This window comes from Stenotrophomonas sp. YJH_SMC_29 (assembly GCF_059371235.1).
The window spans coordinates 46,101-61,483 of the sequence record NZ_JCAFUK010000002.1 but is presented as its reverse complement, the minus strand read 5'-3'; the positions used below and the strand labels follow the sequence as shown (position 1 = coordinate 61,483).

Below are 15,383 nucleotides of genomic sequence, written 5' to 3'. Positions count from 1 at the left end.
CATGCCACGCACATCCGCCGCCCCGGCATCGGCCGCCGCCCTGCCCTCGCTGGACAAGCTGCTGCGCCTGCCGGCGCTGTCGGCACTGATCGAAGATCACGGTCGCAGCCGCATCACCCAGCTGCTGCGCGCACACCTGCAGGCGCTGCGCGAGCGCATCGGTGCCGCACAACTCTCGGCCGAGCAGTTGCAATGGGCCATTGAAGGCCGGGCACTGGTCGCGGCGCTCGACGCCGCCCTTGCCGCCGATGCACGCCTCGACCTGCAGCCGATCTTCAACCTGACCGGCACCGTGCTGCACACCAACCTGGGTCGCGCGCTGTTGCCGGATGCCGCCGTGCAGGCGGTCACCCGCGCGATGACCGCGCCGGTTGACCTGGAATTCGACATCGCCCGCGGCCGCCGCGGCGACCGCGATGCGCGGGTGCAGGCGCTGGTCTGCGAGCTGACCGGCGCCGAAGCGGCCACCGTGGTCAACAACAATGCGGCGGCGGTCCTGCTGCTGCTCAACAGCCTGGCCAACCGCCGCGAGGTGGTGGTGTCGCGCGGCGAACTGGTGGAGATCGGTGGCGCCTTCCGCATTCCCGATGTGATGCGCAGCGCCGGCGCACGGTTGCTCGAAGTGGGCACCACCAACCGCACCCATCCCGCCGATTTCACCCATGCCATCGGCGCGCGCACCGCGCTGCTGATGGAAGTGCATGCCAGCAACTACGCGATCACCGGCTTCACCGCCAAGGTCGACACCGCGGCGATGGCAGCCATCGCGCACGACCATGGCCTGCCGCTGGTGGTGGACCTGGGCAGTGGCAGCCTGTGCGACCTGGCGGCCTTCGGCCTGCCGCACGAGCCGACCGTGCAGGAAACGCTGGCGGCGGGCGCCGATCTGGTCTCGTTCAGTGGCGACAAGCTGCTGGGCGGGCCGCAGGCCGGCATCATCGCCGGCCGCGCCGACCTGATCGCGCGGATCAACCGCAACCCGCTCAAGCGCGCGCTGCGCATGGACAAGATGGGCCTGGCCGCGCTGGCGGCGGTGCTGGCCCTGTACCGCGAGCCGGAACTGCTGGCCCAGCGGCTGCCGACACTGCGTACGCTCTCGCGGACACAGGATGACATGGATGCGCAGGCCCAGCGCCTGCTTCCCCCGATGCGCTCGGCGCTGCCGGCCGGCTACATGCTTGAACAGGCACGGATGCACAGCCAGATCGGCAGTGGCGCGCAGCCACAGGCGCAGCTCGGCAGTGCCGGCCTGCGCATCACCACTGCGCAACGCGGCGGCCTGGACCGCCTGGCCAAGCGCCTGCGCCAGCTGCCGCGACCGGTGCTGGGCCGCATCGGCGAGGACGCATTGTGGCTGGACCTGCGTTGCCTGGAACCGTCCGAGGAAGCGGACTTCCTCGCCCAGTGGGGCGCGCTGCAACCATGATTGTCGGCACCGCCGGGCATATCGACCATGGCAAGACGCGCCTGGTGCGGGCACTGACCGGCATCGAAACCGATCGCCTGCAAGAAGAGCGCACGCGCGGCATCTCCATTGAACTGGGCTATGCCTATGTCCCGGTGGAGGGCTCAGTTGGAGACGCGTCGGCGACGCTGGGTTTCGTCGACGTACCAGGCCATGAACGCTTCGTGCATACGATGGTGGCTGGTGCTACCGGCATCGACATGGCGCTGCTGGTGATTGCCGCCGACGACGGTGTGATGCCACAGACCCGCGAGCACCTGGCGATCCTGCAGTTGCTGGGCGTGGATCGCGGCGCAGTGGCGCTCACCAAGATCGACCGGGTGGACGCCGCGCGCATGGCCCAGGTCCAGACCGAGATCGCTGCACTGCTGGCCGGCACGCCGCTGCAGGATGCGCCGGTGTTCGCCTGCAACAGCACCTCCCCCGATGATGTGGGCATCAACGCATTGCGCACCCACCTGCATGCATGCGCCACAGACGAGTTCAACGCGCGACGGGCCGCGCTGCACCATGAACTGTTCCGCATGCCGGTGGACCGCGTGTTCTCATTGGCCGGCCACGGCACGCTGGTGACCGGCGCGGTGCATGGCGGCGTCGCCTCGGTTGGCGAACATCTGCAGCTGATGCCGGCGGCCACCGATGTGCGCGTGCGCAGCATCCACGCGCAGAACCGGGCCAGCGAACGTGCGATGGCCGGGCAGCGCTGCGCGTTGAACCTGGCTGCCATCGCGCGCGAAGACATCCACCGTGGCGACTGGATCGCCGATCCACGCGCCCTGCTGGCCACCCTCCGTGTCGACGTACGGCTGCGGATTTCCGCGCAGGCCGCACCGTTGCGCGACTGGGCACCGCTGCATATCCACTGGGGCACGATGCACCGGCAGGCCCATCTTGTGTTGCTGGAGGACGCTCCCTCCGGCGACGGGCAGCTCGTGCAGCTGGTATTCGATTCGCCGGTCTGTGCGATGTGCGGTGATCGCTTCATCGCCCGTGATTCGGCGGCCACCCACACGCTGGGCGGCGGCATCGTGCTCGATCCGGAGCCTCCGCAGCGGCGCCGGCGCAGCCCGGCACGGCTCGCCTGGCTGCGCGCACTGGAGCAACTGGCCGCAGGTGCCGGGCTCGGTCCGCTGTTGCAGCAGGCGCCCTTGGGGATACCCATGGCCACACTGCAGCGCTACTGCCGGCGCGCGGCCGACCGCATCGATCTTCCTGCAGACACACGACGCATCGTCACCCGCGAAGACACGGTGGTCATCCTCGCCTCGCACTGGCAAGTGCTGCGCGAGCAGGTAATTGCCTCACTGCGCAGCTGGCACGAGCGACGCCCGGACGAACCCGGTGTCGACAGCGGGCGCCTGCAACGCAGCACCCTGCCCGCGCTTGCGACGGGGCTCTGGAATGCGCTGCTGCAGGACCTGCTGGCCGACGGCACGCTGCAGCGCGTGGGCGCGTGGTGGCGCCTGCCCGGTCACGACCATGCGCCGCCGGAGCGTGAACGCCTGCTGCTGGAACGCGTGCTCCCGCACCTGCACGCCGGTGGTTTCGATCCGCCGTGGGTGCGTACCCTGGCCACCGACTTCGGCCTGCCCGAGGACGAGGTCCGCGCCATCCTGCGGCGTGCCGCCGCGCGCGGCGAACTGTTCCAGGTGGTACCGGACCTGTTCTATGCGCCGGCCCGCATCGCCGAGCTGGCCGCGATCGTCGCACGGCTGTCGCAGGCCAGCGGTACGGTGGATGCGGCCGCCTTCCGCGATGCAATCGGCCTGGGGCGCAAACGCAGCATCCAGATCTTGGAGTTCTTCAATCGCGTTGGCTACACTCGACGCGTCGGTGACCAGCATCGGCCGCGCGGCGACCTGCAGTGGAACGCGGCCCACGACTGAGCGCACCGGCACCGCGGTACTTCGGAAGGCATGCGCATCCGGGCATGCGGCTGGGCTTCAAACCCAGTAGGGGGCGTCGATCGCTCCCTGGTAGGTTCGACTCCTGCTGTCTTCCGCCATTCGTGTTTCCGCAGGAGATGTCGGCATGGCCACGCACGCGCAGTCCCCCGCCCCTTCCACGGCCGATGCCCCGCAACGACTGACCTCGCTGGCCCACGGTGGCGGTTGCGGCTGCAAGATCGCGCCGGGCGTGCTGACCGAGCTTCTGCGCGGCGTTCCGGCACTTCCCGCACCGGCTGAACTGCTGGTCGGCCGCGAGACCAGCGACGACGCGGCGGTGTATCGCCTCGATGACCGCCAGGCGATTGTCGCCACCACTGATTTCTTCATGCCGATCGTCGACGACCCGTTCGACTTCGGCCGCATCGCCGCCACCAACGCGTTGTCGGACCTGTACGCGATGGGCGCACGACCCTTGTTCGCGCTGGCCATCGTCGGCATGCCGATCAACACGCTGCCACAGGACACCATCCGCGCCATCCTGCAGGGCGGCGAGCGTGCCTGCGCCGACGCCGGCATCGTGGTGGCCGGTGGCCACAGCATCGATTCGGTGGAACCGATCTATGGCCTTGCCGCGATCGGCGTGCTAGATCCGCAGCGGCTCAAGCGCAATGCCGATGCCCGCGCCGGCGATGTGCTGGTGCTGGGCAAGCCGTTGGGCGTGGGCGTGTATTCGTCAGCACTGAAGAAAGAAGTGCTGGATGCCGATGGCTACCGGCAGATGATCGCGTCGACCACCCGCCTGAACACCGTGGGCGTGCCGCTGGCCGCGCTGGACGGCGTGCATGCCATGACCGACGTCACCGGCTTCGGCCTGCTCGGCCATCTGCTGGAAGTGTGCCGCGCCAGCGGCGTCGCTGCCGAAGTGGACAGTAACCAGGTGCCGCTGCTGCCACAGGCGCTGGACCTGCTGCAGCGTGGCTGCGTGACCGGTGCCTCCAATCGCAACTGGGCCTCGTATGGCACCGGGGTGCGCTTCGCCGAAGGCTTGGCCGCCCACTGGCAGCCACTGCTGACCGACCCGCAGACCAGTGGCGGCCTGTTGGTGTCCTGTGCCCCGGATGCGGTGGATGCGGTGCTGGCCTGTTTCCACGACGCCGGGTTCGGCCAGGCGGCCGTGGTGGGGCGGCTGGCCGAAGGCGCGCCGGGCGTCAGCGTGCGCTGATGCGTTGAAACGACAAGGGCGCCCGAAGGCGCCCCTGCGCTGTTGCCGGATGCAACCTCACTCGATGTTCTGCACCTGCTCGCGGATCTGGTCGATCAGCACCTTCAGCTCCACCGCCGCATTGGAGGTACGGCTGTCCACCGACTTCGAGCCCAGCGTGTTGGCTTCGCGGTTGAACTCCTGCAGCAGGAAGTCCAGGCGGCGGCCGACCGGCTCGCGCTGCTTGAGCACGCGGCGGATCTCGACGATATGGCTGCCGAGCCGGTCCAGCTCTTCATCCACATCCAGCTTCTGCAGCCACAGCACCAGTTCCTGCTCGGCGCGGCCCGGGTCGACCGGGTGCGGCAGATCGGCCAGGCGTGCGGCCAGCTTGGCGCGCTGGCCGTCGCGAATGGCCGGAATCAGCGTGCGGACGTCGGCGGCGATGCGTTCGATGCCGTCCACGCGCTCGCTGATGGCCGCGGCCAGCTTGCCACCTTCGCGCTCGCGGGCCTCGACGAAGCCGTCCAGCACCTGGTCCAGCAGGGCCAGCGCCTCGACCTGCAGGGCGGCCGCATCGGTGGCCTCGCCGCGGGTCACGCCCGGCAGCTGCAGCAGGTCGGTGAAACTGACCTGCAGGTTGGGAAAATCGGAGGTCAGGCGATGCGCCAGGCGCCCCAACTGGCCCAGCAGGGCCTCGTCCACCTGCAGGTTGGCGGCCGCTTCCGGCGCGCGCAGGCGCATCACCAGATCCAGCTTGCCGCGGCTCAGGCGCGCGGCGATGCGCTCGCGCAGCTGCGGTTCGAGCGCCCGCAGTTCCTCGGGCAGGCGGGTGCCGACCTCCAGGAAACGGTGGTTGACCGAGCGCAGCTCGCAGCCCAGCGTGCCCCACGGGGTGACCCGCTCGCCGCCGGCATAGGCGGTCATGCTTCGAATCATGGAATGTGTCCGGTGCGTGCAAAGGGGGAATGGTACCCTAGCGCCCTCACCAGAGCCCCCTCGCCCGCCCCGTGAAGGCCGCGGGCGTGGCGGCGTACTCCCTTGCCATTACGGAACCCGCACCATGTCCGATTCCCGCCCCAGCGGCCGCCAGCCCGACCAGCTCCGCCCGGTCGTCATCCAACGCGGCTTCACCCGCCACGCCGAAGGTTCGGTGCTGGTGTGCTTCGGTGAAACCCGCGTGCTGTGCACCGCCAGCGTCGAGAACCGCGTGCCGGGCTTCCTGCGCGGCAAGGGCGAAGGCTGGGTGACGGCCGAGTACGGCATGCTGCCGCGCGCCACCCACACCCGCAGCGACCGCGAAGCAGCGCGTGGCAAGCAGGGTGGCCGCACGCTGGAGATCCAGCGCCTGATCGGCCGCAGCCTGCGCGCCTGCGTGGACCGCAACGCGCTGGGCGAGCGCACCATCACCCTCGACTGCGACGTGCTGCAGGCCGACGGTGGCACCCGCACCGCCGCCATCACCGGCGCCTACGTGGCCCTGGTCGATGCAGTGAACGTGCTGATCAAGCGCGGCGACATCAAGCGCAACCCGGTCCTGGGCGCAGTGGCGGCGGTGTCGGTGGGCGTGTACCGCGGCACCCCGGTGCTGGACCTGGACTACGCCGAAGACAGCGACTGCGACACCGACATGAACGTGGTGATGAACGACGGCGGCGGCTTCATCGAGCTGCAGGGCACCGCCGAAGGCCACGCCTTCCGTCGCGATGAACTGGACGCGCTGCTGGGCCTGGCCGAGAAGGGCGTGGCCGAGCTGCTGGCCGCGCAGCAGGCGGCGCTGTCGGCATGAACCGGCGCCTTGCCCTGACCACCCTGGTGGTGGCCGACTATGACGAAGCCATTGCGTGGTACACCGGCAAGCTCGGCTTCGCATTGCTCGAAGACATCGACCAGGGGCACAAGCGCTGGGTGGTGGTCGGCCCGACCGACGGCAGCGCCGCCGCCCTGCTGCTGGCCCGTGCCAGCGACGAGGAACAGCGCAGCCGCATCGGCAACCAGACCGGTGGCCGCGTTGCCTTCTTCCTCAACACCGACGACTTCCACCGCGACCACGCAGCGATGCTGGCCGCCGGCGTCGAGTTCCTGGAAGCACCGCGCGAAGAACCCTATGCAACGGTCGCGGTATTCCGCGACCTGTATGGCAACACCTGGGACCTGTTGGAGCCCCGTCAATGAACAAACTGGTACTGGCCAGCCACAATGCCGGCAAGCTGGTGGAGATGCAGGAGATCCTCGCCGACCTGCCGCTGCAGATCACCTCGGCCGCCGAGCTGGGCCTGGGCGACGTCGAGGAGACCGGCCTGACCTTCGTCGAGAACGCGCTGCTGAAGGCACGCGCCGCCTGCGAAGCGACCGGCCTGCCGGCGCTGGCCGATGATTCGGGCCTGATCGTCGATGCCCTGGGCGGTGCGCCGGGACTGTACAGCGCGCGCTATGCCGGCCACCCGACCAACGCCGCGGCCAACAACGCCAAGCTGCTGGACGCGATGGCCGCAGTGCCCGACGGCCAGCGCAGCGCCCGCTTCTACGCGGTGATCGTGCTGCTGCGCCACGCCACCGACCCGCAGCCGCTGATCTGCGAAGGCCGCTGGGAAGGGCAGATCATCCGCGAGCTGCGTGGCACCAATGGTTTCGGCTACAACCCGGTGTTCCTGGACACCACCCACGGCCTGACCGCCGCGGAAATGGAGCCGGCCCTGAAGAACGCCATCAGCCACCGTGCCATTGCCCTGCAGCAGCTCAAGCAGCAGCTGGCGACGCTGTACTGACGCCCGACCTGATCGAACCAGGGAAGCCGGCCAACGGCCGGCACTACCGATGAACCCCATGCCGCACGCCCACGACCACTGCACCCACCTGCCCGGCGAAGCCTGTTCCGCTGACCACGACAGCGCACCGCGACTGGTGCCACCACCGCTGTCGCTGTACGTGCACCTGCCGTGGTGCGTGCGCAAGTGCCCGTACTGCGATTTCAACTCGCACCAGGCCAAGGGCGACCTGCCGTTCGATGCCTACATCGATGCACTGCTGCGCGACCTCGACCAGGACCTGCCGCTGGTCTGGGGCCGGGTGGTGCACAGCGTGTTCTTCGGTGGCGGCACGCCCAGCCTGTTCCCGCCCGACGCCATCGACCGCTTCCTGCAGCAGGCCAGCGCGCGCCTGCGCTTCGCACCCAATGCCGAGATCACCCTGGAGACCAACCCGGGCACCGCCGAGCATGGCCGCTTCGACCGCTACCGCGCGGCCGGCGTGAACCGCCTCAGCTTCGGCATCCAGAGTTTCGACGACGCGATGCTCAAGCGCCTGGGCCGCATCCACGACAGTGGCGAAGCCGAGCGCGCGGTGAAGATGGCGCAGGACGCGGGCTACGACAATTTCAACATCGACCTGATGTACGCGCTGCCGGAACAGACCCTGGCTGGTGCCGAGGCTGATCTGGAGCGTGCGTTCGCGCTGCAGCCGGCGCATATCTCGCACTACCAGCTGACCCTGGAACCGAACACGGTGTTCTTCGCGCGGCCGCCGCAGGGCATTCCCGATGAAGACCACGCCTGGGACATGCAGGAACACTGCCAGGCGCTGCTGGCGCAGGCCGGCTTCGGCCAGTACGAGGTCAGCGCGTACGCGCGCCCTGGCCGGCAGAGCGCGCACAACCTGAACTACTGGCGCTTCGGCGATTACCTGGGCATCGGTGCCGGCGCGCACGGCAAGATCAGCTCGGGCGCCGAAGAACACGTGCTGCGCCGCTGGAAACTGAAGCACCCGCAGGCCTACCTGGACAGCGCCGGCACGCCGGCCTCGTTCGGTGGCGACGATGTGATCGCAGCCGGGCGCCTGCCGTTCGAGTACATGCTCAACCTACTGCGCCTGCACGAAGGTTTTGGCCTGCGCGATTTCGAGTCGCGCACCGGGCTGCCGCGCAGCGTGCTGGACGCGCCGCTGGCCGAGGCCGTCCAGCGCGGCTGGCTGGACGTGGCGGAGGGCCACGTGCAGCCGACCGAGCTGGGCCGCCGGTTCACCAACGACGTGGTGAGCCTGTTCCTGGAGGAATAAGCCCTGCGCCAGACCGGGTAGTGCCGGCCGCTGGCCGGCACTCCGGTAAAGACGGTTCTGCCGGACAGCGGCCGGCACTACCGTTCATGCGTCGGGCATGGCCGCGACCCGCACGCGCATTCACCCTAAAGTAGCGCTGACTGCGGCCGACACGGTAGATTCACTAGATCGATCCGCGGGAATCCGGGTACCGCTCGCCGATGTCAGCTGTCTTTTCCATCACCCCTGCCGACAAGGCCCGCCTGGCCGCCAGCGACCTGCCACCGCGTGTGCGCGAGCTGTTGGGCGCATTGATCGGCCTGTGCCGGCAAACGTTGGCCGCGCCGCTGATCCTGACCGTCGAAGCGTTGGAGCAGACGCTGCTGCACGACGCCGACCGTGCACGCAATCCCATGCAGCAGTCGGACCTGATGGCGCAGCGCGGCCAGCTGCACGCCTTCGCCGGTCATTTCGCCGACCGCATGCTTGATGCCGTCGCCGAGGCACTGGCGGGCCTGCGCGAGCCGTCCACCGCTTCGGCAGCACACGCCACCCCGCCGCCCCTGCCAGGCATGCTCGGGCTGTCGCTGGTCGATGAGCACGAGGTGGACCGCGACCTGCTGCTGACCGAGATGGTCCGGCGCGAAACCCTGCGCTCGACCAATTCGCTGAACCTGCTGGGCCAACGCCTGGGCGTGCTTGCAGCGGCGCCCGCCTTCGAGGCCGACACCCTGCCACTGGCACCGCAGGCCCTGTGCGCGATGGTGCGCCGGATCGCCGAACAGGACGCCCTGGGCGTGGAGGTGCAGCTTGCGTTGTACCGCAGCTTCGAGCGGCAGGTGCTGGAGCGCCTGGGCGATGTGCTGGACCGCGCCAATGCGCTGCTGGCCCAGCACGGCGTGCTGCCGGGGCTGGTCTACACCCCATACCTGGCGCGCTCAGCAAGCACCCGTCGGATCATTACCCAGTCGGTGGGTGGCGGCCGCGCAACCCAGCCTGCCAAGCGCGCCGCCGCGCCACTGACCGGTTGGAACGGCTCCGCGCCCGCCGGTTCATGGTCGAACCTGGTGCAGGATGCCTTCAACGATGCGGGTACGCCGGGCGCAGCCACCGCTGGCGTGACCACGGCCACCGGCAGCGTGCTGCATGAACTGCTGCAGCAGGCCCGCCATGCCTCGGCGCCCGCTGCCGATCACGCTGCGGTGCCCAGCGCGGCCGTCGATGCGGTCCTCGCGCGCCTGCAGGCCCAGTCCAGCGCGGCCACCGGGGTCGCCGACCTGGAGGCTGCGGTGGTCGCCCAGTTGCGCAGCGAGCACGGCGCACAGGCCCAACTGGGCAGCCACGACCGCGACAATCTCGAGCTGCTGCGCCTGCTGATGCAGCAGGTACAGCAGCAGCAGCGCCCCGATCCGGTGCCGGCGGCCCTGCTGGCGCGCCTGCAGGTGCCGCTGGCGCGTGCGGCGATGGCCGATCCCGGCTTCTTCGTGCGCGACGAGCATCCCGCACGCGAACTGCTCAACCAGATCGCCGAAGTCGGCGCCCACTGGCTGGGCGACGATGATGTGGACCCCCAACTGCTGCAGCGCATGGCGCAGAGCGTGCAGGGCCTGCTTGGCCAGGACGCGCGTTCGCCCGAAGCCTTCGCCAGCGCCAATGAGGACGTGCAGCAGCACCAGCGCGCGGCGGCCCATCGCGCCGAGCTGGCCGAGCGCCGCCACGTCGAGGCCGCACGCGGCAAGGAACGGCTGGAACTGGCGCGTCGCCAGGCCAATGCGCAGATCGACCAGTGCTGTGACCTGCAGGCGCCGCCGCGCTTCGTGCAGACCCTGCTGCGCCAGGCGTGGGCCGATGCACTGACCCTCACCCGCCTGCGCCATGGCGACGATTCGCCGCAGTGGCAGGAACGCCTGCTGCAGACCGAGCGCATCGCCGCGGTGACCGCCCAGGCCGTCGATGCCAACGGTGGCACCGATGCAGTGCTGGCCAGCGAGGTGGAATCGGCGCTCGTGCAGGTCGGCTATCACGCCGAGGAAGCCGCCGCCGTTGCGCGCCGCCTGGCCACGCCAGGAGGCGAGGATGAAAGCACCTCGCGCACCGAACTCAGTGCGCGCCTGAAGGCACGTGCACGACTGGGCGAACATGCTGCCAGCGGCAGCGCCGACGCCCCGCGCACGCCGCGCAGCAGCGCCGAAGAGGCGGCCTACCAGCAGCTGGTGGCCCTGCCCTTTGGCAGCTGGTTCGACATCGACAACGGTGACGGCACCCTGCGCCGCCAACGCCTGTCCTGGTACAGCCTGCTGACCGGCCACGCCCTGTTCGTCAATCCGCGCGGGCAGAAGATCGCCGATACCGACCTCGATACGCTGGCCCGGCAGATCAGCGCCGGACGCGCGCAGCTGGTCACCGAAGACAAGGGCCGGCTGGTCGATCGCGCATGGCAGGCCAGCCTCGGCGCACTGCGTGCGCTGGCTGGCGGCCGTCACAAGGAGGCGTCCGTTTGAACGTGCAACCGCCGCAGGACACCCGCCGCGCGCCGCGTCGCCAGGTCTCCGACCTGGTGCCGGTCACCGACCAGATGCGCGAATGCGTGGTGGGCCGGCTCGGCAATGTCTCCGAGACCGGCATGTTGATGCTGGCCAGCACCCCGCTGCGCGAGGACGCGCTGTACCAGTTCCGCTTCCCGCTGCCGATCGGTGACGGCCGCCACGAGGCCATTGACGTCGGCGTGCACCTGCTGTGGAGCGAGCCGGCGCATGTGCCCGGCCAGAGCTGGACAGGCTTCCGCTTCCTCACCCTGTCCCGCGAACATCGGCAGCTGCTGCGCCAGTGGATCGGCGAAGACAGCGACGAGGGACCGGTTTCGACGGCCTGAGTGCCGGTTCCAGCACAGCGGTTTTTCGCGGTATGCGGCAGAATCTAGGGCCGTTTTCCGTGTCGAGCCACCGCAATGATCCAGCAAGACCCCGGCGCCCTGTATCCCGACCACCTGGCCGTGCTGTGCCGACGTGCCGAGCAGGCGCTGGCGCGCGGCGGCTTCGACCATCTGGTGGTGCCCAGCGGCACCCTGCACTACCAGGTCTTCGACGATCGTGATTACCCGTATGCGGTCAATCCGCAGTTCAAGGCCTGGCTGCCGCTGACCCGCGTGCCCAACAGCTGGATCGTGTTCACCCCCGGCAAGCGCCCGGCGGTGATCTTCCACCAGCCCTTCGATTACTGGCACGTGGTGCCCGACGCTCCCAGCGGCTGGTGGGTGGAGCACTTCGACATCCACATCATCCGCACGCCGGAAGAGGCGCTGGCCCTGCTGCCGGCCGACCCGTCGCGCTGCGCGATCCTCGGCGAGCCGCAGAGCGCGCTGGGCAGCTACGTGCCGAACAACCCGGCACCGGTGGTCAACTACCTGGAATGGCACCGCGGCAGCAAGACGCCGTATGAGATCGCGTTGATGCGCCAAGCGCAGGCGCTGGGCGTGCGCGGCCATCGCGCCGCCGAAGCCGCGTTCCGCAACGGCGCCGATGAGTTCAGCATCCACATGGCGTACTGCCAGGCGGTTGGCCAGGACGCCAACGAGCTGCCCTACGGCAACATCGTAGCGTTGAACGAGCACGCCGCCGTGCTGCATTACACCGAGCTGGGCCGCAAGGCACCGCAGCCGCTGCGCAGCTTCCTGATCGATGCCGGTGCCAGCGCGCACGGCTATGCCAGCGACATCACCCGTACCTACGCAGCGCGGGGCCACGACGAGTTTGCGGCGATGATCGCCGCCGTCGACGCTGCCCAGCAGCAGATGTGCGCGGCGGTGCGGCCCGGCTTCGACTACAAGCAGCTGCACGTGGACGCGCATCTTTCGCTGATGGCGGTGCTGAAGGACTTCGGCGTGATCAAGGTGTCGCCGCAGACCGCGCTGGAGACCGGCGTCAGCGCCGCATTCTTCCCACACGGCATCGGCCACCTGATCGGCCTGCAGGTGCACGACGTGGCCGGCTTCGCTGCCAGCGACGAAGGTGGCCGCATCGAGCGTCCGGCGGGCCATCCGTACCTGCGCCTGACCCGAGTGCTGGAACCGGGCATGGTGGTGACCATCGAACCGGGCCTGTACTTCATCGACATGCTGTTGAACGAAGTGAAGGACGCCGGTCATGGTGATGCGATCAACTGGGACCGGGTGGACTTCTTCCGTCCGTATGGTGGCATCCGCATCGAAGACGAAGTGCTGTGCACCGAGGGCGAAGCGGACAACCTGACGCGGCCGGCGTTTGCGGCGGCGAACGGCTGAGCCCCTCGTGGTTGGGCGCTTGGAGCAAAAGCCGCGCTTGGCGGGGCGGGTGGGCCATGCAGGGGACGCTGCAAGTACGTCCCTGCATGGCCCACCCGCCCCACCTTTGACAGTTTCCTGCGCGCGTCCAACCACGGAAAAGAAAAAAGAAAAGCAAAAGCGGGTCGCTTGCTGCGCTCGCTCTGTGTCGACCAAGGTCGACACCTACCAATCGTCGTTCGTTCCAACAACCGCAATTGCCAGTGGATCCACGCCATGCGTGGATGATTCATTCGATATCTGACAGATGTGCCGACCAACGGTCGGCACCCACCAACAGCCGCGTGAACCTGTCGAAGGCGAGGCACTGTGGGTTTGCGGGGTGTGAGCGGCATGGATGCCGCGACCAAGCCCCCATGGACGGGTTCACGGCGTCCCCGCAAACCCACAGTGCCCCGCCATCCCACGGAATGCGCGCTGTTGCTGTTGCAGTTGCTGTTGCCTCTGGGGGTGCAGGGCTGCAAGCCCTGCAGAACAACCCCTTACCCCGCCATCACCGCTTCAATCTCGTCGGCGCTGCGCGCCAGGCCTTCGGTCAGCACGCGATGGCCGTCATCGGTGATCAGCACATCGTCTTCGGTGCGGATGCCGATGCCGCGCCAGCGCGGCTCCACCGTCGTATCGTCCACGCCGATGTACAACCCCGGCTCGATGGTGAACGCCATGCCCGGCTCCAGCAGGCGCGAGTCACCGGCCAGGCGGTAATCGCCCACGTCGTGCACGTCCAGCCCGATCCAGTGCCCGGTCTTATGCCGGTAGAAGCGCTGGTACAGGCCTTCGGACAGGTTCTTTTCCAGCGTCCCCTTCAGCAGGCCCAGCCGCAGCAGGCCCTCGGTCAGGGTCTGCACCGCGGCCAGGTGACCGGCCTCGTAGGGCACGCCCGGCCTGGCCTGGGCCAGCGCCGCCGCCTGCGCCTCGCCGACCAGGTCGTGCAGCGCGCGCTGCTCGGCGCTGAAGCGGCCATTCACCGGGAAGGTACGGGTGATGTCGCTGGCGTAGCCACGGTACTCGGCACCGGCGTCGATCAGCACCAGCTCGCCGTCGCGCGAACGCGCGCTGTTGTCCCGGTAATGCAGGATGCAACCGTTGCGGCCCGCACCGACGATGCTGCAATACGCCGGGACCGCAGCGCTGGCGCGGAACACGCGTTCCAGCTCGGCCTGCAATTCGTACTCGTGGATGCCCGGCCTGGCAGCCTTCATCGCCGCCAGATGGGCGCGAACGCTGATCTGCGCCGCGTGGTACATCAATGCCACTTCCGCACCGGACTTGAACAGGCGCTGCTCGTGCAGCAGGTGGCCCAGTTCCAGGAACTCGTGCGGCGGCTGCGCGCCATGGCGTACCTGCGAGCGCACGCGGTTGACCCAGCCGATCAGCTTCAGGTCGAAGTCGGCGTCGCGGCCGAAGTGGTAGTAGACGCGCGAGCGCCCCTCCAGCAGGCCCGGCAGGATGTCGTCCAGATCGTCGATCGGGTAGGCATCGTCCATGCCGTACTGCGCCACCGCGCCTTCCTGGCCGGCGCGGCTGCCATCCCAGGCTTCGCGCTCGGCATCACGTTCGCGGCAGAACAGGATGGCCTCGCCGTGGCGGCGGCCCGGGATCAGCACCAGCACTGCTTCCGGTTCCGGGAAGCCGCTCAGGTACTGGAAATCCGAATCCTGCCGGAACGGATAATGGGTATCGAGGCTGCGCACCTTTTCGGCCGCGGCCGGCAACACCAGGATCGCGTCCTCGCCGGCCATGTCCATCAGCTGGCGGCGGCGACGCTTGTACTCGCCGGCCGCAATGCCGGTGCGCTGCTTGATGTCCATCAGTTCAGGCGCTGACGATGGCGCGAAGCCAGCACCACGTCACCGTGCAGCAGCAGCACCGCCACACGGATGAACTCCTCGATCTCCGACAGGGCTTCGTCGTCATCATCGCCGCCGGCCTCGAAATCCTCGCTGGAGGCGCGCGCCAGGCTGGCCATGTCGGTCAGCGCTTCTTCACCCTCTTCGGACAAGGCCGGGCGACGGCCGCCGCTGCCCAGGCCGAAGCCGCCCAGGAAGGAGCGGGTCCAGCTGAACATGGCATCGGCCTGCGCGGAGACCTCATCGGTGTCCGCCAGCAACAGCTCGAAGGCGAAGTCGCGGTCTTCCAGCTGCTTGATGGTGGCCTGCAGCAGCTGCCCCAGCACGCTGTCGGCAGCGACGGGCGGCAGGTTGTCGTCGGCCAGCACGCGTGCCGGCCAGTCGTTGCCGGGGGCGCCACCGGCGGCCAGCCAGCCGCACAGCGCACCGTGCAGCTCGGCAGCGGTGGCGCCCAGGCCCAACGCCTGGCTGGCGCGGGTAACGTCGTCGACGGAGGGAAGTTCGGTCATCGTGCGGCTCGTTCGGAAAGGAAACCCGGGGCGCGCACGCGCGCGCCCGTGAGACCCCGTAGTGTAGCAACCCGGCGGCGTCCTCCCGGTAGCCCTCCGGCCCTGCTGCGACAGCGCTT

13 protein-coding genes and 1 tRNA gene are annotated in these 15,383 nt (G+C 69.1%); 11 read left to right on the top strand and 3 right to left on the bottom strand.

Going from position 1 to position 15,383, the window contains the following annotated elements:
- Position 1: 1 nt before the first annotated feature.
- The 4 genes from selA to selD all read left to right on the top strand — a co-directional run bounded on the left by selA (position 2) and on the right by selD (position 4,576).
- Positions 2-1,426 carry an L-seryl-tRNA(Sec) selenium transferase gene (gene selA / locus AC5P9I_RS03475; RefSeq protein WP_049464268.1) on the top strand — a complete coding sequence of 475 codons (1,425 nt, stop codon included), beginning with the start codon at positions 2-4 and terminating at the stop codon, positions 1,424-1,426.
- Positions 1,423-3,351, top strand: a complete 1,929-nt coding sequence (selB, locus tag AC5P9I_RS03470; protein WP_088476038.1) for a selenocysteine-specific translation elongation factor — start codon at positions 1,423-1,425, stop codon at positions 3,349-3,351. The genes selA and selB overlap by 4 nt, the downstream gene beginning before the upstream one ends.
- A gap of 23 nt (positions 3,352-3,374) precedes the next feature.
- A tRNA-Sec gene (locus tag AC5P9I_RS03465) sits at positions 3,375-3,470 on the top strand.
- A gap of 26 nt (positions 3,471-3,496) precedes the next feature.
- Positions 3,497-4,576, top strand: a complete 1,080-nt coding sequence (gene selD / locus AC5P9I_RS03460) for a selenide, water dikinase SelD (protein WP_049464266.1) — start codon at positions 3,497-3,499, stop codon at positions 4,574-4,576.
- 57 nt (positions 4,577-4,633) lie between these two features.
- Here the strand turns inward: selD and AC5P9I_RS03455 are convergent, their stop codons facing one another.
- Positions 4,634-5,494 carry a YicC/YloC family endoribonuclease gene (locus AC5P9I_RS03455; RefSeq protein WP_049464265.1) on the bottom strand — a complete coding sequence of 287 codons (861 nt, stop codon included), beginning with the start codon at positions 5,492-5,494 and terminating at the stop codon, positions 4,634-4,636.
- 124 nt (positions 5,495-5,618) lie between these two features.
- Between AC5P9I_RS03455 and rph the strand changes: the two genes are divergently transcribed.
- The 7 genes from rph to pepQ all read left to right on the top strand — a co-directional run bounded on the left by rph (position 5,619) and on the right by pepQ (position 12,866).
- Positions 5,619-6,344, top strand: a complete 726-nt coding sequence (rph, locus tag AC5P9I_RS03450; protein WP_049464263.1) for a ribonuclease PH — start codon at positions 5,619-5,621, stop codon at positions 6,342-6,344.
- Positions 6,341-6,730: a VOC family protein gene (locus AC5P9I_RS03445; RefSeq protein ID WP_049464260.1), complete on the top strand. Its 390-nt coding sequence runs from the start codon at positions 6,341-6,343 to the stop codon at positions 6,728-6,730. Before rph ends, AC5P9I_RS03445 begins: the two co-directional genes overlap by 4 nt.
- Positions 6,727-7,323, top strand: a complete 597-nt coding sequence (gene rdgB, locus AC5P9I_RS03440) for an RdgB/HAM1 family non-canonical purine NTP pyrophosphatase (RefSeq protein WP_049464258.1) — start codon at positions 6,727-6,729, stop codon at positions 7,321-7,323. The genes AC5P9I_RS03445 and rdgB overlap by 4 nt, the downstream gene beginning before the upstream one ends.
- A 58-nt stretch (positions 7,324-7,381) precedes the next feature.
- Positions 7,382-8,608 carry a radical SAM family heme chaperone HemW gene (hemW, locus tag AC5P9I_RS03435; protein WP_049464272.1) on the top strand — a complete coding sequence of 409 codons (1,227 nt, stop codon included), beginning with the start codon at positions 7,382-7,384 and terminating at the stop codon, positions 8,606-8,608.
- Positions 8,609-8,808: 200 nt separating this feature from the next.
- Positions 8,809-11,088 carry a DUF1631 family protein gene (locus AC5P9I_RS03430; RefSeq protein ID WP_187756808.1) on the top strand — a complete coding sequence of 760 codons (2,280 nt, stop codon included), beginning with the start codon at positions 8,809-8,811 and terminating at the stop codon, positions 11,086-11,088.
- A complete protein-coding gene (locus tag AC5P9I_RS03425; protein WP_049464255.1) occupies positions 11,085-11,459 on the top strand; it encodes a PilZ domain-containing protein in 375 nt (124 codons plus the stop codon). The genes AC5P9I_RS03430 and AC5P9I_RS03425 overlap by 4 nt, the downstream gene beginning before the upstream one ends.
- Before the next feature lie 75 nt (positions 11,460-11,534).
- Positions 11,535-12,866, top strand: coding sequence for a Xaa-Pro dipeptidase (gene pepQ / locus AC5P9I_RS03420; RefSeq protein WP_049464253.1), 1,332 nt, complete (start codon positions 11,535-11,537; stop codon positions 12,864-12,866).
- Between the two features lie 521 nt (positions 12,867-13,387).
- Here the strand turns inward: pepQ and AC5P9I_RS03415 are convergent.
- Both AC5P9I_RS03415 and AC5P9I_RS03410 read right to left on the bottom strand, forming a co-directional pair.
- A complete protein-coding gene (locus AC5P9I_RS03415) occupies positions 13,388-14,710 on the bottom strand; it encodes an aminopeptidase P N-terminal domain-containing protein (protein ID WP_088475972.1) in 1,323 nt (440 codons plus the stop codon).
- A gap of 5 nt (positions 14,711-14,715) precedes the next feature.
- The gene (locus AC5P9I_RS03410) at positions 14,716-15,264 is read right to left on the bottom strand and encodes a UPF0149 family protein (protein ID WP_049466916.1); all 549 of its coding nucleotides are present in this window, start codon (positions 15,262-15,264) and stop codon (positions 14,716-14,718) included.
- Positions 15,265-15,383: the final 119 nt, after the last annotated feature.